19 protein-coding genes are annotated in these 23,416 nt (G+C 53.5%); 2 read left to right on the top strand and 17 right to left on the bottom strand.

The features are described from left to right. From A6R74_RS06915 to A6R74_RS06960, 10 genes are all read right to left on the bottom strand, one after another. Nucleotides 1-1,848, bottom strand: coding sequence for a protein kinase domain-containing protein (locus A6R74_RS06915; protein WP_064233823.1), 1,848 nt, complete (start codon nt 1,846-1,848; stop codon nt 1-3). Nucleotides 1,849-1,889: 41 nt separating this feature from the next. Beyond that, nucleotides 1,890-3,131, bottom strand: a complete 1,242-nt coding sequence (locus A6R74_RS06920; RefSeq protein WP_064233735.1) for a 2-oxo acid dehydrogenase subunit E2 — start codon at nt 3,129-3,131, stop codon at nt 1,890-1,892. Between the two features lie 38 nt (nt 3,132-3,169). After that, nucleotides 3,170-4,147 carry an alpha-ketoacid dehydrogenase subunit beta gene (locus A6R74_RS06925; RefSeq protein WP_007114321.1) on the bottom strand — a complete coding sequence of 326 codons (978 nt, stop codon included), beginning with the start codon at nt 4,145-4,147 and terminating at the stop codon, nt 3,170-3,172. A gap of 1 nt (nt 4,148) precedes the next feature. Further along, a complete protein-coding gene (locus A6R74_RS06930) occupies nt 4,149-5,351 on the bottom strand; it encodes a thiamine pyrophosphate-dependent dehydrogenase E1 component subunit alpha (protein ID WP_064233737.1) in 1,203 nt (400 codons plus the stop codon). Between the two features lie 196 nt (nt 5,352-5,547). Further along, the gene (locus A6R74_RS06935) at nt 5,548-6,333 is read right to left on the bottom strand and encodes an ABC transporter permease (protein WP_064233740.1); all 786 of its coding nucleotides are present in this window, start codon (nt 6,331-6,333) and stop codon (nt 5,548-5,550) included. Then, complete coding sequence (locus A6R74_RS06940) at nt 6,314-7,276, bottom strand: ABC transporter ATP-binding protein (RefSeq protein ID WP_064233742.1); 963 nt, start codon at nt 7,274-7,276, stop codon at nt 6,314-6,316. The genes A6R74_RS06935 and A6R74_RS06940 overlap by 20 nt, the downstream gene beginning before the upstream one ends. Beyond that, a complete protein-coding gene (locus A6R74_RS06945; protein ID WP_064233744.1) occupies nt 7,273-8,472 on the bottom strand; it encodes an ABC transporter permease in 1,200 nt (399 codons plus the stop codon). Before A6R74_RS06945 ends, A6R74_RS06940 begins: the two co-directional genes overlap by 4 nt. 48 nt (nt 8,473-8,520) lie before the next feature. Then, nucleotides 8,521-9,447, bottom strand: coding sequence for a glycine betaine ABC transporter substrate-binding protein OsmF (gene osmF, locus A6R74_RS06950; RefSeq protein WP_064233746.1), 927 nt, complete (start codon nt 9,445-9,447; stop codon nt 8,521-8,523). Between the two features lie 92 nt (nt 9,448-9,539). Continuing rightward, entirely contained in the window at nt 9,540-10,940 is a 1,401-nt protein-coding gene (cysS, locus tag A6R74_RS06955) for a cysteine--tRNA ligase (protein WP_064233749.1), read from the bottom strand. A 12-nt stretch (nt 10,941-10,952) separates the two neighbouring features. Beyond that, nucleotides 10,953-12,632: a glutamine--tRNA ligase/YqeY domain fusion protein gene (locus tag A6R74_RS06960; RefSeq protein WP_064233751.1), complete on the bottom strand. Its 1,680-nt coding sequence runs from the start codon at nt 12,630-12,632 to the stop codon at nt 10,953-10,955. A gap of 179 nt (nt 12,633-12,811) precedes the next feature. Here A6R74_RS06960 and A6R74_RS06965 point away from each other — a divergent pair, with 179 nt between their 5' ends. Further along, nucleotides 12,812-13,312 (top strand): peptidylprolyl isomerase, encoded by a 501-nt coding sequence (locus A6R74_RS06965; RefSeq protein ID WP_064233753.1) that lies wholly within the window; start codon nt 12,812-12,814, stop codon nt 13,310-13,312. 13 nt (nt 13,313-13,325) lie between these two features. Continuing rightward, nucleotides 13,326-14,099 carry a UDP-2,3-diacylglucosamine diphosphatase gene (locus tag A6R74_RS06970; RefSeq protein WP_064233755.1) on the top strand — a complete coding sequence of 258 codons (774 nt, stop codon included), beginning with the start codon at nt 13,326-13,328 and terminating at the stop codon, nt 14,097-14,099. 94 nt (nt 14,100-14,193) lie between these two features. Here A6R74_RS06970 and A6R74_RS06975 read toward each other — a convergent pair whose 3' ends face one another. From A6R74_RS06975 to A6R74_RS07005, 7 genes are all read right to left on the bottom strand, one after another. After that, nucleotides 14,194-16,014 (bottom strand): SurA N-terminal domain-containing protein, encoded by a 1,821-nt coding sequence (locus A6R74_RS06975; protein ID WP_064233757.1) that lies wholly within the window; start codon nt 16,012-16,014, stop codon nt 14,194-14,196. A gap of 126 nt (nt 16,015-16,140) precedes the next feature. After that, complete coding sequence (locus A6R74_RS06980) at nt 16,141-16,413, bottom strand: HU family DNA-binding protein (RefSeq protein ID WP_035579518.1); 273 nt, start codon at nt 16,411-16,413, stop codon at nt 16,141-16,143. A gap of 194 nt (nt 16,414-16,607) precedes the next feature. Then, nucleotides 16,608-19,019, bottom strand: a complete 2,412-nt coding sequence (gene lon / locus A6R74_RS06985) for an endopeptidase La (protein WP_064233759.1) — start codon at nt 19,017-19,019, stop codon at nt 16,608-16,610. Between the two features lie 347 nt (nt 19,020-19,366). After that, nucleotides 19,367-20,647, bottom strand: coding sequence for an ATP-dependent Clp protease ATP-binding subunit ClpX (gene clpX, locus A6R74_RS06990; RefSeq protein ID WP_064233761.1), 1,281 nt, complete (start codon nt 20,645-20,647; stop codon nt 19,367-19,369). A gap of 74 nt (nt 20,648-20,721) precedes the next feature. Beyond that, entirely contained in the window at nt 20,722-21,339 is a 618-nt protein-coding gene (clpP, locus tag A6R74_RS06995) for an ATP-dependent Clp endopeptidase proteolytic subunit ClpP (protein ID WP_007114336.1), read from the bottom strand. A gap of 68 nt (nt 21,340-21,407) precedes the next feature. Continuing rightward, nucleotides 21,408-22,760: a trigger factor gene (gene tig / locus A6R74_RS07000; protein ID WP_064233764.1), complete on the bottom strand. Its 1,353-nt coding sequence runs from the start codon at nt 22,758-22,760 to the stop codon at nt 21,408-21,410. 278 nt (nt 22,761-23,038) lie between these two features. Continuing rightward, complete coding sequence (locus tag A6R74_RS07005) at nt 23,039-23,416, bottom strand: hypothetical protein (RefSeq protein WP_064233766.1); 378 nt, start codon at nt 23,414-23,416, stop codon at nt 23,039-23,041.

The following is a 23,416-nucleotide window of genomic DNA, read 5'->3' on the forward strand; positions in this document are numbered from 1 at the left end:
TTACTGTTCTGTTAATTTTTTCGCATACTCTCGTGGGTCGCGGGGGTAGTAGCGCTCTGGCTGGCTTGCCAGGTGGGTAAAGTAGCGGGTGTCCTTGTAGGGCATTTTCATGTAGCCCGAAACGCCTAGGCCCTCTATTTGGTCTACTGAGGCGAGAATACTCGCCAGCAGCGTGCGAAATTCGTTCTCTCGATCAGGATCCAGCAGGCGGTAGTAGCTATGTATTTTAAGGTGCTGGGGCAACGCCTCAAAAATGATCATGCCGGTATGGTGAATGTCATTGAGCTGCTGCAGCACATGCATAATCGCCTCGGGCAGCACCAATAGTTCTTCTGGGTCGGGGCCATCTTCGAAGTAGCTGTGCTGACGGGTGCGATCTTCAAGCTCCGGTACTGCGCTCAACTCGTAGCTGATCGCCATATTCGGCTCGCTGACAAAGGCGTCATCCACTGAAGCACGCTCTAAGTGCAGTGTTTGGCGGGCATTAAACAGGCAGCTTTTAAACACGCCCTGACGATGAATCGCCCGCGCCAGGTGCACCATATTATTCACCGCCTCGATAAAAGCAGGCTTGAGTGCCGGGTCGTGCAAGTTTAACGACGAGTCAATATATACCCCTTCCCGCTCCCAGCGAACCGCCAGGCCGCCCACCACCGGATATTTCCCCAGTCGGCTTACCGACGCCAAAAAGGCTTTTTCGGTTTCCCCCATCCCCTGCATAAACTGCTTGTAGTAGCGGTCTAGTTGCACATCATTAACGTCATTTAGGGTTTCTTGAGCATTCGCCTCACGCAGAAAGGCTTTGCGTGAGCTATACACGACCGTATCAATCTCCTGCTCAGCAGGTCGACCCCAGACCGGCACTAAGGGCACATGCACACCAGAGGGCAGATCAATCATCACCACCCTGGCCATACGCGACATGCTTTGCACAAAGTAGTCCCCCGCTTTGCGCCTTACCTGTGGATCGGGGTCGAGCATGCCATCCAAGGTGCGGGCAAACTCCATGGGCAAGCCCAGCGAGGTAGCAGGGATGGCCCGATGACCAAAGCGACAGGATTGGGCCGACGCCAGCGCATACAGTGTCCCGGCTACGCCCTGCTCATCAAACCGGGGCGACGATAGTGCGCCGTTTAACTGCTCTTCGCCGATAAAATAAACATCGCCCAGGCGGGCATTGGTCTGCTGCAGATTATCGGACATCAGCTCCATCACATTGGCGCCCACAAACTGCAACTGCGCATCTAGCTGAGCAAATACCGATGAGCCCCAGTCGATTAGCGCAATAGATTCGTGTTCGCTGTCATACACTAAGTTTGAAGGCTTGATATCACCATGCACGACTGGACGAGCCTGGGGCCCCGACTCACGCCTAAGAGCGGCCAGAATATCAGCCAGCTGGGCGGCGATACGCACGATTAGCCGAGGCGATAAGCGCCCCTGCTTAAGCGATACCTGCTCTAAATTCCAGCCGGGAGCACGCTCCATGACTAAAATGGATTGGCCCCGGGAGCGCTGGTAGGCGATCAGGCCAGGTATGCGCGGGTGCGATACCTGATCGAGCATAAACGCCTCCTCTTCGAGGCGCTCCTGTAAATGGGTAGGTAGGGTAATGCGCGAGAACTTAAACACGTAGTGGGCGGTAGCGCCATGGTGGACGGTGCTTCCGGCAAATACAAAGCCGTAAGCGCCCTTGCCAATTAACTCAATGCCTTGATAACCCAACTGGGTGAGCTGCGCCTGACACAGCGCCACCCAGTCTTTCAGCTTGCGGGCATCGTGATGACTCAGCAGGTAGACCGACTGCTCTTCGGGTATATAGAACTGCTGAAGCGGCGCCTGAGAGATCATTTAGTTTCCAAGGGCTTTTTCAAGGGCTTTTTCAAGGGCTATGCCAAATGGAGCAGCATGCTGTCCGGCGCCTCTAGAAAGCCTTTCCAGGTATTGCAAAAGCGTGCGATGGTGCCGCCGTCGATAAAGCGATGATCGCCCGCCCAGGTGATCGTCATGATAGCGCGCCTCTGCACAGCACCTTGTTCATCAAAGCGTGGCAGCCACTGGGTTTTACCAATCGCCACAATGGCCGCTTCCGGGGCATTAATGATCGGCGCAGCGTAGGTACCGCCCAGCGCGCCAATATTAGAAATGCTGATGGTGCCGCCTTTCAGATCCGCCTGATCAACTCGCCCTTCCCGTGCCAACGTGGTTAATCGCCCGACCTCTCGGGCAATCTCTAGCAGCGTTAAGCGCTCAACGTTTTTAACATTGGGCACCATCAAGCCCGCTTTGCTATCCACCGCCATGCCAATATTACACTGTGGGTAGTAGAGCAGTTCATTGCCCGCCGCATTTAGCTGGGCGTTAACGATAGGCTCTTTCGCTACCGCTAATGCCATGGCTTTCATAAAGAACGGCATAAGCGTCAGCCGCTCGCCCTGGGCCTCGGCCAATGGCTTTAGGCGTTCCCGCAGCGCCAGCAGTGCGGTCACGTCGATCTCTTCGCCATAGTGGAAATGGGGAATCGTGCTCGCCGCTTCCACCATGCGTTTGGCCATCACCGCGCGTATGCCGCGCAGTGGTTCTACCCTGGGCGCGCTGTCTTCGGCTTGGCGTTTATTCGCTGCTTGGCTGGATGGGATCGTTGCTTGCGAAGCTTGATCAAGATGCGTTAGCACATCCTCTTTCAGCACCCGACCATCTTTACCACTACCCGCGATCTCCGTGAGCTGCAAAGAGTGTTCACGCACTAGGCGCCTAACGGCAGGGCTGGCGGGAACCTTGTCATATATTAGGCCAGCATCCGCAGTGCCTTTAGCGGTGGGCAGTTCTGCCTCCCTCTCATTCGGCTTTTCGCTGGCAGCCGATTCTTCAGCTTCTGACGCGGCCTGGTTCTCCCCCTCTACCCGGTAGGCATACAGCGGCGCATGCACTTTGGCAATTTGCCCCTGGGCCACATACAGCTTGGTCACAACACCGGTTTCAGGTGCGGTAATCTCGACTAGCGCCTTATCGGTCATGACTTCAACGATAGGCTGGTCTTCTTCAATGTGATCGCCCTCAGCGACGCGCCACTCGACTACTTCGCACTCGACAATGCCTTCGCCAATATCCGGCAGTAAAAAATCGCTCATTGTTTTTCTCCCCATACGCACTTAGGCATTAATGGCCTCTAAAAGTTGACGCTTTCGCGAATCGCTTCAAAAATCTTCAGGTGATCAGGCAGATACTCTTTTTCCAGCACCAACGGAAAAGGCGTATCCAGCCCCGTCACCCGGGCAATGGGCGATTCCAGGTAGAGAAAACAACGCTCTTGAATAGTGGCCGCAATTTCACCGGCAAAGCCGCCAGTTAAGGGGGCTTCATGGCTCACCACCAGCCGACCGGTTTTCAGCACCGACTCAGCCACCGTATCCGCATCCCAGGGCAGCAGCGAGCGCAGGTCGATCACTTCACAGGCAATGCCCTGCTCTTCGGCTAACTCAACCGCTTTGCCGATCACCTCCATCTGGGCGCCCCATCCCACCACGGTGATATCCGTGCCCTCTTTGGTGATTTCAGCTTCACCAATGGGTAGCTGGTAATCCTCTTCGGGCACCTCGCCTACCGCAGCGCGGTAGAGGCGTTTGGGCTCCAGAAACAGCACCGGATCCGGGTCGCGAATAGCTGCGAGCAGCAGCCCTTTGGCCTGATAGGGGTTGCGTGGCACTACAACTTTCAGGCCCGGCGTATGGGTAAAATAGGCCTCTGGAGATTGGGAGTGATAAAGGCCGCCAGCAATACCGCCACCGTAAGGGGTACGAATAGTCAGCCCGCCGACATTAAACAGATCCCCGGAGCGATAGCGAAATTTGGCGGTTTCATTAACGATTTGGTCAAAGGCCGGAAAGATATAGTCGGCGAATTGAATCTCGGCCACGGGCACCGAACCTTGCGCCGCCAAGCCATTGGCAAAACCGATAATGCCCTGCTCAACCAGCGGTGTATTAAAACAGCGCGCTTTGCCGTACTTCTCTTGCAAGTGACTGGTGGCCCGAAATACGCCACCAAAAATACCCACGTCTTCCCCGAAGCAGATAACTTTTTCATCCTCTGCCATGGCGATATCCAGCGCGTTATTGATCGCCTGGAGCATATTCATTGTGGCCATGTTACGCCTCTCCCTGGGTATCAGTGTCGGTACCTACATCCAAGTCCAACGACTTTGCCCCACGGGGGTAAGCCTCAGGATAGCGGCGAATATGCTGTTTTAACTGATCGAATTGGCGCTGCAACGCTGGGGTGATATCGGCATATACATCGCTGATCAGACTCTCTAGCGGCGGCGATGAGCGCTTTTCTGCACGCTTCATGGTTTCCAGCACTTCACGGCGCAGGGTTTCCTGCTGGGACGCCTCCTCCTCTTCGCTCCACCACTGCTTTTTCAACAACCATTTTTGCAGCCGCAGCAGTGGATCTTTCGCGCGCCACACCTCCTCCTCATCTTTCGAGCGATAGCCAGAAGGATCGTCGGAAGATGAGTGCGCGGCAAGGCGATAGCTCATGGCCTCAATCAATACCGGCTGATTTTGCTCAACGGCAATTTTGCGTGCCTGGCGGGTCGCTTCATAGACTGCCAGTACGTCGTTACCGTCTACCCGAATCACGTGCATATGGTAGCCAAAGGCGCGCGGGGCGATACCATCCGCTGCAAACTGCTCGGAAGAGGGTGTAGAAATGGCGTAGCCATTGTTACGGCAGAAAAAAATCACCGGCACTTGGTGTACCGAGGCCATATTCAGCGCGGCGTGAAAATCACCCTCGGAGGCCGCGCCTTCACCAAAAAAGGTTAACGTGCAGTGGCCTTGACCTGCGAGCTTTTGCCCATAGGCATACCCGGTCGCCTGGGGAATTTGGGTAGCCAAGGGAGACGAGATGGTCATGTAGTGCAGCTTACGCGACCCATAGTGGATCGGCATTTGGCGGCCTTTGCCGTAGTCGAGCTCGTTGCCAAACAGCTGATTCATAAATTCGTCGATGGAGAAGCCGCGATACATCAAAGCGCCCTGCTCACGGTACTGCGCCATGATCATATCGGCGTCATTAAGTGCGGCGGTGGCGCCCACCACAGCGGCTTCTTCGCCGGTACACTGCATGTAAAAGCTCAACCGCCCCTGGCGCTGAGCCGCCATCATGCGTTCATCAAGAATACGCGTGGCCAGCATCGCCTGATAGATACGTCTGGCGTGATCACGTTCAAGCTTAGGCTCAACGGCGCCGCTATGCAGCTCACCTTCGGGGTTAAGCAGGCTAAAGGTGGGAATCGAAAATTCATCGCCGGTCATGAAGTCCGGCTGGTGTACGTACTGTGTCATCATTATTGTCCTTGTTTTACCCCTTTTGAGGGCAGTGTTGTTGGTATTGACCGTTTATGCCAGTGGATTTATCTGTCATAAGCCAACGCAACATCTAGCTGCTACAACATTTGGAACAGTACCGCAGCACAAGAACTTTAGGGATGCTACTTAAGACGCAGAGACGTTAAAACACGAAGACGTTAAAACACGGAGATTAGCAATCAGAGATACGCGAACGTAGTTGACGCTGCAGCAGTTCAAACAGGCTATCGATCGTCAGGGCCAACAGTGCAATGGACAGCGCCCCCTGAACCACATAGGCCATATTGCCGTTGACGATGCCGGAGATAATCGGGTCGCCGAGGTTACTGGCGCCTACGGTCGCGCCGAGCGCTGCGGTAGCAATATTAATCGTCACCGACGTACGGATGCCCGCAAAAATGACCGGTGCTGCCAGCGGCAGTTCGACTTGGCGTAGGATTTGCGCTGGCGTCATGCCCATGGCATGGGCAGCCATTTTAATATCGCCCTCCACTCCCTGCAGACCGGCAAGGGTATTGCGCACGATAGGCAGTAGCCCGTAGAGCATTAAGGCGACAATAATAGGTAAGGTGCCAAAACCCAGCACGGGTACCGCCAGCGCTAAAACAGCCACTGGCGGAAACGTTTGTCCCAGCGATGCCAGTTGGGCCACAAGCGGTAGAAAATCACTGCCCCACCTGCGGGTAACCGCTATGCCAGCGGCTACGCCCACAATAATGGTCACGACCGCGGCGATACCGACCACGAAAAGATGACGGCCTAGCAGAACATAAAACTCGGCGCGGTCGTAAATAACGTGGCGTGCTTCGGGCTCTATCCAGCGAAACAGCGGTTCAGCAGCAGACATGCCCATAATGCTAATCAGTAGCAACGCACCCCACAGCAATGGCCACAGCCATTGCGGGGCTTTTTTGTGGGGCTGGGCAACGCTTAGGGAGTTACTCACGGGGGTTTCCATTATCCAGTTGAGCCTCCTTGATAATTCTACGCAACGACAGCTCGCCGACCGGCACATCGTGCTGGTCGACGACGGTCAGCCGGTCGGTATGGTCGCGCAGCATCATGGAGAGCGCCTGACGCAGTGAGAATACCCCAGAGATGCGCGAATGCGCTGGCAAGGTAGGCCCCATGGAGGTCATGTGATCTTTCACCCGAGTTAACGCCGCTTGTTTAAGCCCCCTTTCCAGACCACCCAACAGCGACTCGACAAACGGGTCGGCGGGGTTTTGTAGGAGCGCCAGCGGGGAACCTTGCTGCACGATTCGACCTTCACGCATCACGACTAAGTGATCCGCCAGCTTAAGCGCTTCATCCATATCGTGGGTCACAAATACCACGGTTTTGTGCAACCGCGCCTGTATCTTGGCCAGCTCATCCTGCAGCTTTTCACGGGTGATAGGATCAAGCGCACCGAAGGGTTCATCCATCAACAGAATATCCGGGTCTGCCGCCAAGGCACGCGCGACCCCCACCCGCTGCGCCTGCCCGCCGGAAAGCTGATGGGGATATTTATGCGCTAACTCATCAACCGGCAAACCCAATAAATGCATTAACTCCGCCACCCGCGACTGGACATCGGCTGCTGACCACTTCAATAACCGCGGCACCAGGCCAATGTTGCGCGCAACGTTCCAGTGAGGAAAAAGCCCGGTGTGTTGAATCACATAGCCAATGCGACGGCGCAGCTTCACCGGGTCATAGGCGTCAATCGCCTGCCCATCAAGGATGATGTCGCCTTCACTGTGCTCAATTAAGCGATTGATCATGCGTAGCGTGGTCGATTTACCACAGCCCGAGGTACCCACCAAGGCGCAGAATTTACCCTTCGGCACCCTTAGAGAAATATCGTCCACCGCAGCTTCATCTCCAAACCGCTTGGATACATGGGACAGCTCAATCATCTTATTCCTCCGGGGCGCAGCGCTTCTGACAAGGCACCTAAGCCCGCATCCACCACCAGAGCCAGCATTAAAATCGGCAGTGCGCCAAGTAACACCATATCCATGGCGGCCTGACCTAAGCCTTGAAAAATAAAGGTGCCCAGCCCGCCTGCACCGATCAGGGCGGCAACAGCGGTGAGCCCAATCGCCTGGACAGTGGTAATCCGCACCCCTTCCAACAGCACCGGCAACGCCAGCGGCAAGCGCACCTGCCAAAACCGCTGTCCGGCGCGCATGCCCATTCCTTTGGCGGCTTCGAGGGTATCGGGACTCACTTGTTCAAGCGCAGTATAGGTATTACGTACAATGGGTAGCAGGCTGTAGGCGATCAATGCGATTAAGGCAGGCGTTGTGCCAATACCGCTAACGCCAAGTTGGCCTAACCCAGGCACGTTGGCGGCAAGCCAGGCCAGCGGCGCCAGTAGTAGTCCGAATAGCGCCAGGCTGGGAATCGTCTGGAGAAAATTGAGTAGCGCAAAAGTACCTTTTTGTAGCCGGGCATAGCGGCGCATCAACATGGCGAGCGCCATCCCAAGCACAATACTGACGCTAACGGCGAGGCTTACCAGCTTAATGTGCTGGACGACGGCGTTCAGAAATTGTTGATCACGCGCTCTAAACTCTTGAACGAGCGCGAGTGTCCCAAGTCCAAAAGCCGCGAATAGCCACCACACCAGCGCGACACCACATAGCAACAGCGTGGGCCATATTCGCGCAAGGTTTAAACGCAAACGCAGTTCTACTAAGCACAGCAGCAGCACAAAAAGCACGACCCAATACGCCGCGCCTAAGCCTAGACGCGCCTGAGGCAGCTCAGGGTCAATCAATAAGTAGCTGCTCGCCATCAACCCCACCGGCATCAGCGCCAGTATGACCACTACCGCCGCGAGTAGTGCCCGGTAGTGGTGATGGCTCGGTTGCCAAGCGAGAATACCGATGCAAGAAAGTAGCAGGGTCACCAATAGCGCGCCGGGCCAGCCAAAAGCCTCCAGTGCGCCATGTCCCGTGCCCAACACAATCCGATTGGGGGCCATGCTAACCACGTCAAAAGCCCAAAATGCGGCCAGCATGATACAGCTAAAGCTAACGAGCACAATGTTAGGGTGCCGCCCCTCCCAACGAAGACGCGGGGTAGGCAGTGCATCCATTAACGACATTAATTAGTTATCCCGAGCATTAGCGTTAATTTATAAGATTACCAGGCATTAATCATTAAGCGTATCAAGGTAGTCGCTAGCCACTTGGGATGGCGACAGCCCGTTAACAGCGACGTCGGCATTGAGCGTTTGCAGGGTGACTAAATCGAGAGTGGTAAACACCTCATTGAGCAGCGCTTCAATTTCTGGGTACGTTTCCAGTACGCTTTCACGCACTACGGGAGCAGGCTGATACACTGGCTGCACACCCTTAGTGTCTTCCAGTACCACCAACCCCAGCGCATTTAAGCCACCGTCCGTGCCGTAGGTCATGGCGCCATTAACACCACTGGTCTGCTGGGCGGCGGCCTGCATAGTAGCGGCGGTATTGCCACCGGAGAGCACCAACAGTTGATCGTTGCTGAGCTCAAAACCGTAGGCTTCCTGGAACGCGGGCAGTGCTTGGGCAGACTCGACAAATTCAGCACTTGCAGCAAATTTGAATTCACCGCCATCGGCCAAGTAGGCGGCGAGATCGTCTAGGCTCACCAGCTCATTTTCAGTGGCGACATCTTCCCGGATGCTCATTGCCCAGGTGTTATTCGCACTGGCAGGCTGCAGCCATATCAAGCCTTGCTTCGCATCACGATCACGTACGGTTTCATAAGCCTTATCAGCATTATTCCATACAGGGCTATCGGCCATATCGAAAAAGAACGCACCATTACCGGTGTATTCTGGGTAAAGGTCGATCTCACCGGCTTCTAAAGCCGTGCGGACAACGCTAGTGCCGCCCAGCTGTAAACGGTTTTCCGTGGCAATATCGTGGCGTTCTAGGGTTTGAATAATCAGCTCGCCCAATACCGAACCTTCCGTGTCGATTTTGGATGACACTACGACAGGCTCATTGGCACTGGCCTGAGAAAAAGCAGCAACGGATAGGGTGCAAGCAGTGAGCAGGGACTTGGCGGTAAAAGCATTCGCTGAAAAGCGCATCTTGGAGTTCCTTTTGAAGTAGGCTTTTTAACACTGAGGCTCTTAACCAGTATAAGAGCCTTCAGCTTTTTCACTACAAAAGCCTTCAACGTTCAGGGAGCCTCAAACACCCACGACGTACCTTCCCGGGAGTCTTTCAAAATAATTCCCATTGCAGCAAGCTCATCACGGATCGCGTCCGCCTGGGCAAAATCCTTATTGGCTTTAGCCGCTACACGATGAGCAATTTTGGCTTCGATCTCGCTCTCTGTTAGCGGCATCCCCTGCTGCTGGGTGCCTTTTAAGAACGTTTGCGGCGTTTGCTGAAGCAGCCCCAAAATAGCGCCTAGCCGCTTTAACTCGCCCGCGAGCTTGGCCGCTTCATCAGGCTGCTCCTGTTTAGCGCGGTTAACCTCCCGAGCAAGCTCAAACATCACCGCCAGGGCTTCGGGAGTATTGAAGTCATCGTCCATTACCTGGGTAAAGCGCTCACGGTAAGCCGATGCGTCACCGCTCACATCATTTAAAGCGCTTAGTTCAAGACCTTCCAGCGACGTATACAGCCTAGTTAGTGATTTTCTAGCCTCCGTCAGTGAGTCAACCGAGTAGTTAATCGGGCTACGATAATGGCTGGCGACCAGCAGAAAGCGCACCACTTCCGGGTCGTGCTCGGCCAGCACGTCCCGAATGGTGAAGAAGTTGCCCAAAGACTTGGACATTTTCTCCTGGTTGACCCGCACGGCGCCTGCGTGCATCCAGGTGTTGACGTAAGTCTTCCCCGTAGCCGCCTCTGATTGAGCGATCTCATTTTCATGGTGTGGAAAGGTTAAATCTGGCCCGCCACCATGAATATCGAAGGTGTCGCCCAAGCAGCAGGTCGACATTGCTGAGCACTCAATGTGCCAGCCTGGACGCCCGTCCCCCCAGGGGGACGGCCAGTGCGCCTCCCCTGGTTTAGCCGCTTTCCAGAGCACAAAATCGAGCGGGTCTTCTTTATGCGCATCAACATCGACCCGGCTTCCTGCACGCATATCGTCGAGCTGACGATTATTGAGTTTGCCGTAATCAGCAAATTTACGAACCCGGTAGTAGACGTCGCCGTTATCTGCCGCGTAGGCAAAACCTTTCTCAATCAGCGTTTCAATCATCGCTACAATATCGTCGATATGGCCGGTAGCGCGGGGCTCATGACTGGGCGGCAAAACAAACAGGCGCTGCTCGTCTTCGTGCATGGCATCGATCATGCGCTCAGTCAGCGCAGTGATACTTTCACCATTCTCGTCGGCGCGCTTGAGGATCTTGTCGTCAATATCGGTAATGTTGCGCACGTAGTTCACGTCATAGCCGCGCTCTCGAAAATAACGAGTGATAACGTCAAAGGCGACCATGACCCGGGCGTGCCCCAGGTGGCAGTAGTCATACACCGTCATGCCGCAGACATACATGCTCACTTTTCCCGCCACTAACGGGGTGAAAGGTTCTTTGCGACGCGTCAGCGTATTGTAAATATGCATATGACGTTTTCCTTAACCCTTCTGTTTGATTTTCGCCCAGCTATCTTTTAAGCCTACGGTACGGTTAAACACCAAATGCTCTGGCGTTGTGTCATGGCGATCCGCACAGAAGTAACCGACGCGCTCGAACTGGAAGCGCGACTCCGGCGTTGCCTCGGCAAGACTTGGCTCACCGATGGCCTGGCAGACCACCAAAGACTGCGGATTCAGGTGCTCCAGAAAGTCGACGTCTTTATCGCGATCAGGCTGTTCAACGGTGAACAGGTTGTCGTACAGACGCACCTCCATCGGCACTCCGTGGCTAGCGCTAACCCAGTGAATAACGCCTTTGACCTTACGCCCTTCGGGGTTCTTACCCAAGGTATCGAAATCCACCGAGCAGTGCAGTTCGCTGATTTCGCCGGCAGCGTCTTTGATCACTTCGTCACAGCGAATCACGTAGCTGTTGCGCAGGCGTACTTCTTTACCTGGGGCCAGGCGGAAGAACTTTTTGGGCGCGTCTTCCATAAAGTCGTCTTGATCAATATACAGCTCGCGGCTAAACGGCACTTTACGCATGGTCATATCGTCGCGGGCGGGGTGCCCCGGCACTTCGTACACCTCTTCGTGGTCTTCCGGCACGTTAGTGAGCACTACTTTCAGTGGTTTTAAAACACACATGGCGCGCGGGGCATTGTCTTCAAGATCCGAGCGAATCGCATGAGTCAACATGGCGATATCTACCAGGCCACCGTCGGCGCGAGTAACCCCAATCATCTCGCAGAACTTGCGAATTGACGCTGGCGTGTAGCCACGGCGACGCATGCCGGAGATCGTTGGCATACGCGGATCATCCCAACCATTTACGATTTGCTCGTCAACCAGCAGCTTCAACTTACGCTTGGAAGTCAGGGTGTAATCGAGATTCAGCCGCGCGAACTCAATTTGGCGCGGTTTCGCAGGTACCGGCAAATTATTTAAAAACCACTCATAGAGCGGGCGGTGATCTTCAAACTCCAGGGTGCAGATGGAGTGGGTAATCCCCTCAAGGGCATCGGACTGACCATGGGTAAAGTCGTAAGAGGGGTAAATTTTCCACTTATCACCGGTTTGGTGATGGCTGGCGTGGCGAATGCGATAGATAATCGGGTCGCGTAAATTGATATTGGGTGAGGCCATATCAATCTTCGCGCGCACCACTTTTTTGCTTTCACCAAACTCACCTTCACGCATGCGCGCCAGCAAATCCAGGTTCTCTTCGACGCTGCGCTCACGGTAGGGGCTGGGCTTACCCGGCGCCGTCAGGGTGCCGCGATACTCACGGATTTCATCCGGTGACAGGTCGTCGACATAAGCTTTGCCTTCACGCATTAAGTGCTGCGCCCAGGCGTAGAGCTGATCAAAATAGTCGGAGGCAAAGCGCACAGGGCCTGCCCACTCAAAGCCTAGCCAACTGACGTCTTCTTTGATCGCATCAATGTAAGCCTGCTCTTCCTTGGCCGGGTTGGTGTCGTCAAAACGTAGATGACACTCGCCACCCAGTTGCTCCGCCAACCCGAAATTTAGACAGATCGACTTCGCATGGCCGATATGCAGGAAGCCATTGGGCTCCGGGGGGAAGCGCGTCACGATTTTAGTGACCTGGCCGCCCTCGATTTCGTCGCGTACTTGGTTGCGAATGAAGTTCGGCGCTGGGGTGGTCTCGTTGGTCATGATGGTGTTGATAACCTCGTGGTGAATGGCGTACTGAGCCGTGAAGACATGCTGTGAAAACGCTGTAAAAACATAGGATACGCCTATGGCCCTTCGCGGTGCAGGGCAAAACCGCTATTATAGCGTGACGCCGATGCACAGCGCCAAGGCGAACGCCTTTATTGAACAGGAATTTATCTATGATCGTATTACAGACCAACCATGGTGACATCACCATCGCCCTTAACCACGAGAAAGCGCCGATTAGCGCAGCGAATTTTGAGCAGTATGTTCGCGACGGATTTTACGACGGCACCCTGTTTCACCGGGTAATTGACGGTTTTATGGTGCAAGGCGGCGGTTTCGATAAAGACTTCGAGCAAAAACCGACCCGCGACCCTATCGACAACGAAGCCGATAACGGCTTGAAAAACACCATTGGCACGCTGGCAATGGCTCGCACCCAAGACCCACACTCGGCGACTGCCCAGTTTTTTATCAATGTGGGCGATAATAGTTTTCTTGATCACAGCGGTAAAAGTTTGCAGGGCTGGGGCTATGCGGTATTTGGCGAAGTCGTTGACGGCATGGATGTGGTCAACGAAATTAAAAATGTAGCGACGACCCGCCGCGGCATGCACGCCGACGTACCCTCTGAAGATGTCATTATCGAGCGCGCGTACGTTAAAGACGCGGAATAACGCGGGGAGCCTTATGCGCACACTGCTTGTTGCCGATCTTCATCTGAGCAGCGATACCCCAGCGATCAACCAGGGGTTTTATCGTTATTTGGAGCACACCGCTCCAGGAGCCGACGCGCTGTATATTCTGGGTGATCTTTTTGATGCCTGGATTGGCGATGATCTACTCGACGCCAATACGCACCCGCTTTGCGGCGTTGCCCAAGAGGTTATCAAGCGTTTACGCAAGCTTAGCAGCGATGGCACCGCTGTATACTTAATGCATGGCAATCGTGATTTTCTGCTCGGCGAGCGCTTTATTAATGCCTGTCAGGCCTTTCTACTGCCGGATATTGAGGAAGTGGAGATTCAGGGCGTACCGGTTGTGCTATTGCACGGCGACAGCATGTGTACTCGGGATGAAGCCTATATGGCTTTTCGCCAGCAGTCGCGTAACCCTGAATGGCAGTCACAGATGCTGGCGCTACCTTTGGAGCAGCGCGTAGCACTTGCCCAGAGTTTGCGCGCGCAATCGGGCGAAGCTAACGCTAATAAGACTGAAGCGATCATGGATGTCACTCATCAGGAGGTCATCCATGTTATGGAGCGCCACGGCGTGTCCACCATGATTCATGGCCATACCCACCGTCCCCACGTCCATGACTTAACGGTAGAAGATGTGCCGGCTAAACGTTATGTGCTGGGCGACTGGGATGCCCAGCATGGCTGGGATATTATTATCGAGCGCAGTGACCACACGGCGCCTCGACTGCGTCAGTTTTCATTAACGCAGTTGCCTGATGCCTAAGAGTGCTTTAAGCGTTAACCCTTTACGCATTAAAAAGCCGATCGTGAGATCGGCTTTTTTGTCTTGCTGTTTCCAACTCAGAACTTAGACGATTCTACCGCTCTATATCAGCATCGCTGCGCAAGTCATCAATTAACCCTTGCAACACCGATTGTGCACGCAACTGCTCGGCCATTTGGGCAACAAACGTCTCCATTTGTTCGTCAACCTCACCTACGCTTACGCTATCTAGCGCTACCACAGCAACGCCTTGCGGCAACTCAACCGTGCGATAGACGCTTTCGCCCTCTGCCGGGCGTGGTATACGGAAAGCTTCTTGAACAACCAATTGAGGCACAGTGGTATCGGCTTGACGGCTTACGTTATTGACCTCGAGCCAATCAACATCCACCTGCTGACTTTCCCGCAGGTTGTCGACCAGCGCCTGCGCTTCTTCACGCAGCGCCTGTTGCTGCTGCTCGGCGGCTACCGAGACTTCAACCTCATCGCGCACTTCATCAAGTGGCAGCAGCGTCGCATCGCGGTGCTCGGCTACGCGAAGTACCAAGCGTCGATCCTGATCCAACTCAATCACTTCGCTGTTGTAGCCCTCTTCAAGCACATCGCCACTAAACGCCACAGAGATCACGCCAGGCTCAGACAGCACCCCGTCAGCCTCATCATCACGGGCGAGCCAATCGCTCTCCTGCAGGGTCAGATCAAGATCATCGGCAACGCTCTGCAGGTCATCCGCTGCGAAGCTCTCATCAATCAGCTGTTGGACACGTTGGTTAAACTCATCGCCAACATCACGTAATGCGACTTCACGCGCCAACTCATCACGCTGCTGTTCAAAAGTGGGGCCCTGAATATCCGTCACCTGAATGATGTGGAAAGCGTTATCCAACTCAACCGGTTGGGAAACATCGCCCTCTTCGAGGCCAAAGGCCGCTTCATCAAAGCTGTCGCCAAAGAAGCCACGGCTAATGACCCCCAGATCGCCACCCTCTTCTGCGCTGGCGGTATCATCAGAGTAGCGCAAGGCGGTATCTGCAAACGTCTCACCGCTGTCTAGCGCTTCCCGGGCAGTCTCAGCCAATTGCTGCGCCTCATCCCGGCTGCGCTCATCACCAAAGGTGATCATGATATGGGATACTCGGCGATCGGCATAGCGATTTTGCTCGCGCCATGCGTCACGCAGTGCCTGTTCGTCTACGTCACGGCCTTCTGCCATGGATTGGCGATCAATCAACACATACTCAAGGCGCACCTGCTCGGGGCGCTCATAGCGCTCCTGGTGAGCATCATAATAGGCTTGGAGATCGTCCTCGCTAACATCGACATCAGCCTCGACGTCATCGCTATCCAGGATCAGATATCGGAAACTACGCTGCTGGCGCTGTAGCTCAGCGAGGCGCTCTTGTTCGTTCGGCAGGCTAAAATCACTGAAGGCTAGGCCCTGCTGTAAATGCTGACGCTGAATATCGACACGTAACTCTTCACGGAATGCAACCGGCGTATAGCCCGCACTGGCGAGACGGTTGCGGAACACCTCTGCGGAGAAGCGACCATCCTGATCGTGAAATTCCGGCAGGCTGACAATTAACTGATCTAATTGCTGTTCAGAAACGGCAAAACCACCCTCCTCAGCATACTGGGATAGTAGCTTCTGAGTAATCAACTGATCGAGCATATCGCGGCGCAGAGCGCGCTCTTGCTCCGGCGGCACTTGACCAGAACGTAGCGCGCGCTGAACTTCCAGCTCAAGCTGTTGGCGCATAATCGGCTGACCATTGACGCTCGCGACTTCGTTTGGATCATCGCCAAAAAGTCCAAACAGTGACTCAATCCCGAAAAGTGCCATGGCCGCGACCATAACACCAATAATAATTTTGGCACCCCAGCTCCTGGAGCCATCTCGAATACTTTGCAGCATGCTAGCCTCAGATAGTCACAGCCAAACAGATCGGCCCGCTAACCCGACAAAAATAGTGGGTTAGAAAATAACATGGGCGCATCGCCAATGCGATGCGCCCATTAGGTTACAGCAAACGCGGTCAAATTAGTTGACGGCGTCTTTCAGCGCTTTACCTGCTTTGAAGCTGGGTACTTTGGCGGCGCTGATCTGGATTGGCTCACCCGTTTGTGGGTTACGGCCAGTACGAGCGGCACGCTCTTTGATCGCGAAGGTACCAAAACCTACCAGAGATACGCTTTCGCCTTTTTTAAGGCTATCGGTGACAGACTCCACCATGGCATCCAATGCGCGGGTTGCCGCTGCTTTAGGAATATCTGCAGACGCGGCAATGGCTTCAATCAGCTCGGACTTATTCACTCTTCACCCCTTGACTGTTTCAAAAAAATGGCTCTGAACGGCATGGTCACCGATGGATACGACGATCAAAGCATAGCTGCGTTTTATAGCAATGCCTTGAAACATCTGTCAAGCAACCATGCCGCGAGATACCCGCCACACAAGCAGCGGGCAAATATTAAGTAAAATTAAAGACCAACGAGGACTTTAACAGCTTAATGAGTGCTAGCAACGACGTTATTACTAAACGATGCTTCGGTGCTTTTCAATGGCGCACCGTCTTCTACCTTATCAGCTAGCGCTACGGCTAAGACATCATCTATCCAGCGTACCGGACGAATATCCAATGCACCTTTGATATTGTCAGGTACTTCCTTGAGATCACGGCGGTTTTCTTCAGGAATTAGCACTGTCTTTATACCACCGCGGCGGGCTGCCAGCAATTTCTCCTTCAGTCCGCCTATCGGCAATACTTCTCCGCGTAGATTGACTTCACCGGTCATTGCCACGTCGCAGCGTACCGCACGCTGGGTGTAAGCGGAAACAATCGCCGTCACCATGGCAATACCCGCACTGGGCCCATCTTTAGGTGTTGCCCCTTCAGGAACGTGGATATGCAGATCCTCTTTTTCGAACCGCTCAGGATCAATTCCATACGCTTCTGCCCTCGCACGCACGACTGTGTGGGCGGCACTCACCGACTCTTTCATCACATCGCCAAGTGAGCCGGTCTTATTAATTCGTCCTTTACCCGGCGTCACCACTGACTCGATATTTAGCAGCTCACCACCCACCGATGTCCAGGCAAGCCCTGTGACTCGGCCGATCTGGTCGTCCTGCTCCGCTAAGCCATAACTGTAGCGGCGCACGCCCGCGTAGTGCTCAATTTGCTCAGCTGTTAAGCTCTGCCCCGCTTGGACGGCTTGCGGGTCACGTTCTTGTTCAAGCCGTTCACGCAATACTTTGCGCGACACCTTGGCAATCTGACGCTCTAACTCACGCACACCGGCTTCTCGCGTGTAGTAGCGAATAAGCTCTAAAAGTGCGCTATCTTCCAGCGTTAACTCATCGCCTTTTAAACCGTTTGCGGCTAGCTGCTTGGGCAATAAGTAGCGTTTAGCGATAGCCAGCTTCTCATCTTCGGTGTAACCCGGCAAACGAATAATCTCCATGCGGTCAAGCAGTGCACTGGGAATATTCATCGAGTTAGCGGTACAGATGAACAACGTCTCAGAGAGATCGTAGTCGAGCTCCAAATAGTGATCACTAAAGCTATTGTTCTGTTCAGGATCAAGCACTTCGAGCAACGCAGAAGCCGGGTCACCGCGATGATCCATACCTAGCTTGTCGACCTCATCCAGCAAGAACAACGGGTTTTTAACCCCGGCTCTGCTCATCCGCTGCATCAACTTACCCGGCAACGAGCCAATATAGGTGCGCCGATGACCACGAATTTCCGATTCATCGCGGACACCACCCAGCGCCAAGCGAACATACTTTCGATTCGTGGCACGAGCGATGGACTGGCCAAGCGACGTTTTGCCCACCCCAGGCGGCCCGACGAGGCACAGCACCGGGCCCTTCATCTTGCGCACGCGCTTCTGTACGGCAAGATATTCCAGGATACGCGCTTTGACCTCTTCCAGGCCGTAATGATCTTCATCCAGCACTTGTTGCGCTTTGATGAGATCATGCTTGACGCGCGTACGTTTTTTCCATGGAACAGCGACTAACCAATCCAAGTAGGAACGCACCACAGTCGCTTCGGCAGAGTTTGAGGCCATCATTTTGAGCTTATTGAGCTCTTGTGTGGCTTTCTCAGACGCCTCCTTCGGCATACCAGACTCTTGAATCGCCAGCTCGTACTTCTCGGCCTCATTGGGCACATTATCCAGCTCACCCATCTCTTTCTGGATAGCTTTCATCTGTTCGTTGAGGTAGTACTCGCGCTGGGTCTTCTCCATCTGCTCTTTGACCCGCGAGCGGATGCGTTTCTCTACTTGAAGCAGATCGATTTCAGACTCAATCAGCGCCATCAGATGCTCAATACGATCACGCACCCGATCCATCTCCAGCAACTCTTGTTTGTCACCAATTTTAAGTGACAAGTGGGCACAAATAGTGTCCACCAAGCGGCTTGGATCTTCTATCCCTGACAGTGAGTTAAGCACTTCGTTGGGGACTTTTTTGGAGAGCTTAACGTACTGTTCGAACTGGTTGAGCAGCACACGCACCAGTGCTTCTTGCTCACGGCTGGTAAGCGGCTCACTCTCACGGGGCGTTAAATGCGCTTGAGTATAGCCTGCGGCGTTCTCTTCGACATTTAGAACATCCGCTCGGAAATTACCCTCAATGAGCACTTTCACCGTGCCATCGGGCAACTTAAGCAGTTGCATGATGTCTGCCACGGTGCCCATAGCGTAGAGATCCGCGTTGTCAGGCTCATCTTGAGACGCTTCACGCTGAGCCACTAGTAGCACACGCTTATCAGCCTCCATCGCCGCTTCGAGCGCCAGGATAGACTTTTCACGACCTACAAAAAGAGGGATAACCATTTGCGGATAAACAACCACATCGCGCAATGGCAAAAGGGGTAGACATTGTGTCTGTTCGGCGTTCTGCTGCATCGCAGACGTTCCTCGACAAATCGGATGAGTACTTAAAAGAGTACTTGGAATAGTACTGCACACTTTTCAAGATGCTTGCGTTTAAGACGTTAGCATTGAATCCGCTATGCAGTAACACTTCACGAATTAGGCTTTGTAGCTCTCTAGCTAAATAACTAGGCTTCACAACACGCTTTATAAGAGCACTCTACAACAGAGCTCTACAGGAACTCTCTATAATGACTCTGTGTAATAACTCTCTGTAATAGCTCTCTGCAATAGCTCTCTGCAATAACAAGGGGTCGCCTAGGCGACCCCTTGGTTTAGCGCAAGCGGGTTGAAGCTGGGCCGCGATACTCGACTAACCACTAACCATCAGTGCCGTCGACACGTGTTTCTTCCTGCTGAGAGTAGATCAGCAGAGGTTCACTCTCACCAGCAATCACCGAGCCATCGATGACGACTTTGCTGACGCCTTCAAGCGATGGGATTTCGTACATGGTATCCAGCAACACTGACTCTAAAATAGAGCGCAGCCCGCGTGCACCAGTCTTTCTCTCCATGGCTTTTTCAGCCACAGCACGTAATGCTTCATCTCTAAACTCAAGCGTCACATCTTCCATTTCAAACAGCTTAGCGTACTGCTTGACCAGCGAATTCTTAGGCTCTGTTAGAATCTGCACTAATGCATCTTCAGTGAGTTCCATCAGTGTCGCGATAATCGGTAGACGGCCCACAAACTCTGGAATCAAGCCAAATTTAACCAGGTCATCAGGCTCTACATCGGCCAGCAACTCACCCACCCCACGGGAGGACTCCTTGCTCTTCACCGCCGCATTGAAGCCGATACCGCCCTTCTCCGCGCGATCACGAATAACTTTATCCAGCCCTGCAAAAGCACCGCCGACGATAAACAGAATATTGCCCGTGTTAACCTGGACAAACTCCTGCTGGGGGTGTTTGCGTCCGCCTTGAGGCGGCACAGAAGCCGTCGTTCCTTCAATAAGCTTCAGCAATGCTTGCTGAACGCCCTCACCGGAGACATCGCGAGTGATCGAAGGGTTATCCGATTTGCGTGAAATCTTGTCGATTTCATCGATATAAACAATACCGCGCTCGGCTTTTTCGACGTCGTAATCGCACTTCTGCAACAGCTTTTGGATGATGTTTTCAACATCTTCACCGACATAGCCGGCTTCCGTCAGCGTGGTTGCATCCGCAATGGTAAAAGGTACATTCAGTAACCGCGCCATAGTCTCTGCTAGCAGCGTTTTACCACTACCAGTGGGACCAATCAGCAGTATGTTTGATTTACCTAGTTCTACATCGCCGTCACGTACATCTGTTTTCAGACGCTTGTAGTGGTTATACACCGCTACGGAAAGCACCATTTTGGCACGATCCTGTCCAATGACGTAGTCATCAAGCGTATGACGTATTTCGCGAGGCGTAGGTAAACGCTCCTCATCGCTCTCGGCATCGGCTTCGAGAACTTCCTCGCGAATGATGTCATTACATAAGTCGACACACTCATCGCAGATATAAACGGACGGGCCCGCAATCAGCTTACGCACTTCATTTTGATTTTTTCCACAAAACGAGCAGTAGAGCAGTTTGCCACCTTCGTCCTTGCCTTTGCCGTCGGCCATTCGCATACCTCTATCACTGCGGCGGCTTTCGCCGCCGGAAAAGCTCGTTAGAAAAGCAGAATCCTATCACGCTATCAGGATGTAGGCCGCTTATCCAGCACTGCATCAATCAAACCATACTCTTTGGCTGTATTGGCGCTCATGAAATTATCCCGGTCGGTATCACGCGAGACTGCTTCAATATCCTGACCCGTATGATGGGCAAGAATTTGATTTAGCTTTTCGCGAATACCCAAAATTTCACGGGTATGAATTTCAATGTCAGACGCTTGGCCCTGATAACCACCCAGCGGCTGATGAATCATCACCCGCGAGTTAGGCAAGCAGTAACGTTTGCCAGCAGCGCCTGCTGTCAACAATAGTGCGCCCATGCTAGCCGCCTGACCAATACAAACTGTAGATACATCTGGCTTCACAAACTGCATAGTGTCGTAAATCGACATACCCGCGGTGACAGAACCACCTGGCGAGTTGATATACAGGTGAATGTCTTTATCGGGATTTTCTGATTCCAGGAACAACAGCTGGGCGACAACCAGATTAGCCATGTAGTCTTCTACAGGGCCTACCAAAAAGATCACGCGCTCTTTCAAAAGGCGTGAGTAAATGTCGTAGGCTCTTTCCCCTTTGGCGCTCTGCTCAACCACCATGGGCACTAAACCGCCGGCGTTTTGAATATCAAACTCACTCATTCAGGTGATTCCTTGCGTCCGGGAAGGGAAAGGCGCACCGACATAAAGGTGCGCCACGTTCCAGGGTGTTAGGCGCTAGCTTGCTCGCCTTCTTCAGCACCCTCATCTTGCTCTGCCTGCTGTTGCGCAGCAGCAAGGGCTTGTTGGTAAGACATTTCAACGTCTTTAATTTTCGTTTGCTCAAGCAGCTTAGCAACCGCTTTCTCTTCGAGAATGGCAGATTTTACCTGGGTTTTCAGTTGCTCATTACCCATGTAGTAGCTAACCACTTCATCAGGATCTTGATACTGCTCAGCAAGCTCGGCCACTTTTGCTTTGATAGCGTCATCGTCAGCGTCAAGTTCGTTAGCCTTGATCACCTCCGCTAGCAACAAACCGACCTGAACGCGACCCTTGGCCTGCTCTTCGAACAATTCGTTAGGTAGCTGACTGACATCAAAGTCTTCGCCTAGACCAAACTGCTGCGCCGCTTGGCGCTTCATGCCGTCAGTCTCTTGCTGAACCAGTGCGCTAGGCACAGGAATTTCGTTAACTTTTTTCAGCGCATCAAGTACTTGCTGCTTAACCCGGTTATCAACGGCTTGCGACGCTTCACGGGTCATGTTCTTCTTGATTTCAGCGCGGAATTTTTCCTGGTCGCCGCCTTCAACGCCAAAGCGCTCGATAAACTCAGCGTCTACTTCGGGCAATTTCTGGCTGCTGACTTTATGCACTGTCACCTTAAAGGTGGCTTCTTTGCCAGCCAAATGTTCGGCCTGATAATCTTCTGGGAAGGTGACATTCAGCGTCTTCTCTTCACCCGCTTTAGCGCCAATTAACTGCTCTTCAAAGCCAGGAATAAAGCTATTGGAGCCAATGACCAGCGAGTGACCTTCGGCGCTACCGCCTTCAAATGGCTCATCACCAATGTAACCCTGGAAGTCGATAGTGACTTGGTCACCGTCGGCGGCAGCAGCGTCTACTTCTTCCCAGGCGGCGTTTTGCTTGCGCAAGGTATCGATCATTTCGTCGACATCAGCATCGCTGACGGAAACCACCGGACGCTCAACCTCTGTCCCTTCGATAGAGGTCAGCTCAACCTGCGGGTAAATTTCCATTACCGCAACGAACTCTAAATCTTTACCCGACTCATTGACCGATGGTTCAATTTGCGGGAAGCCAGCCGGGTTCAGGCCTTCTTCGGTAATAGCGCGCACATAGCGCTCGCGCATTACTTCGCTTACCACCTCGTTACGGACGTCTTGACCGTAGCGCTGCTGAACTACTGCCATTGGCACCCGGCCCTGGCGAAAACCATTCAAGCGAACGTTCTTCGCGGTGTCTTTCAAGCGAGCACTTACGGCCCCGTCAATTTCGGCAGCCGGCACTTGGATGGTAATGCGGCGTTCGATCTGGGAGGTCGTCTCGACAGAAACTTGCATGAATTGTCCTCTAACGGCTGGGCGTTGTGTTGATTGCATGTAATTGTGCTGATTGCATCTAAAAAGATCAAAGGGGCAATTTTAAGAACCCCAACGCATAGTGGCAAGCGCCATGCTCGCAACATGGGGGCAGTGATTTTGAAAAACAAGGGAATATGCGAGCAATTAACCGCTTTATGGCGTGTTCGGCTTAATTATTAGCTCCACGCTGCGCAATTTGTACCATTCTACTGCTTTGTACGTCTTGCAGCGACTTTTTCAATCACTGTAGTAAAACACTAGTTGGCTTGACGCTCACCTGACCACCAAAGGCTTATCGCATGAAGCAACACACCAAGGGTTGCACCATGCGAGATAAACACCTGCCAACTGATCCAGTCTGTAAACAGCGCGTGCCAGCCGCCCATCACAGCCATTCCTAATAACAGCATGATAACTAACCGCTTGCACAACTGCGGCAGTCTGCGACGTGCCTCGACCGCCAGCAAGCGCCACTGCACTACGGCCGCGAAAGCCACCAGCGCTAAAGCGAAGATAATTAGCGTCTGGCGGGTTTCATATCCACCCGCCATATAGCGTGGCAGCGTTGCCAACATAACGATACATAAGCCTAGCGCAACACTAATGCGCTCAGGCGAGGTAGGCGCTCGCTGCAT

Source organism: Halomonas sp. ALS9, from assembly GCF_001651035.1.
GTDB lineage: Bacteria > Pseudomonadota > Gammaproteobacteria > Pseudomonadales > Halomonadaceae > Vreelandella.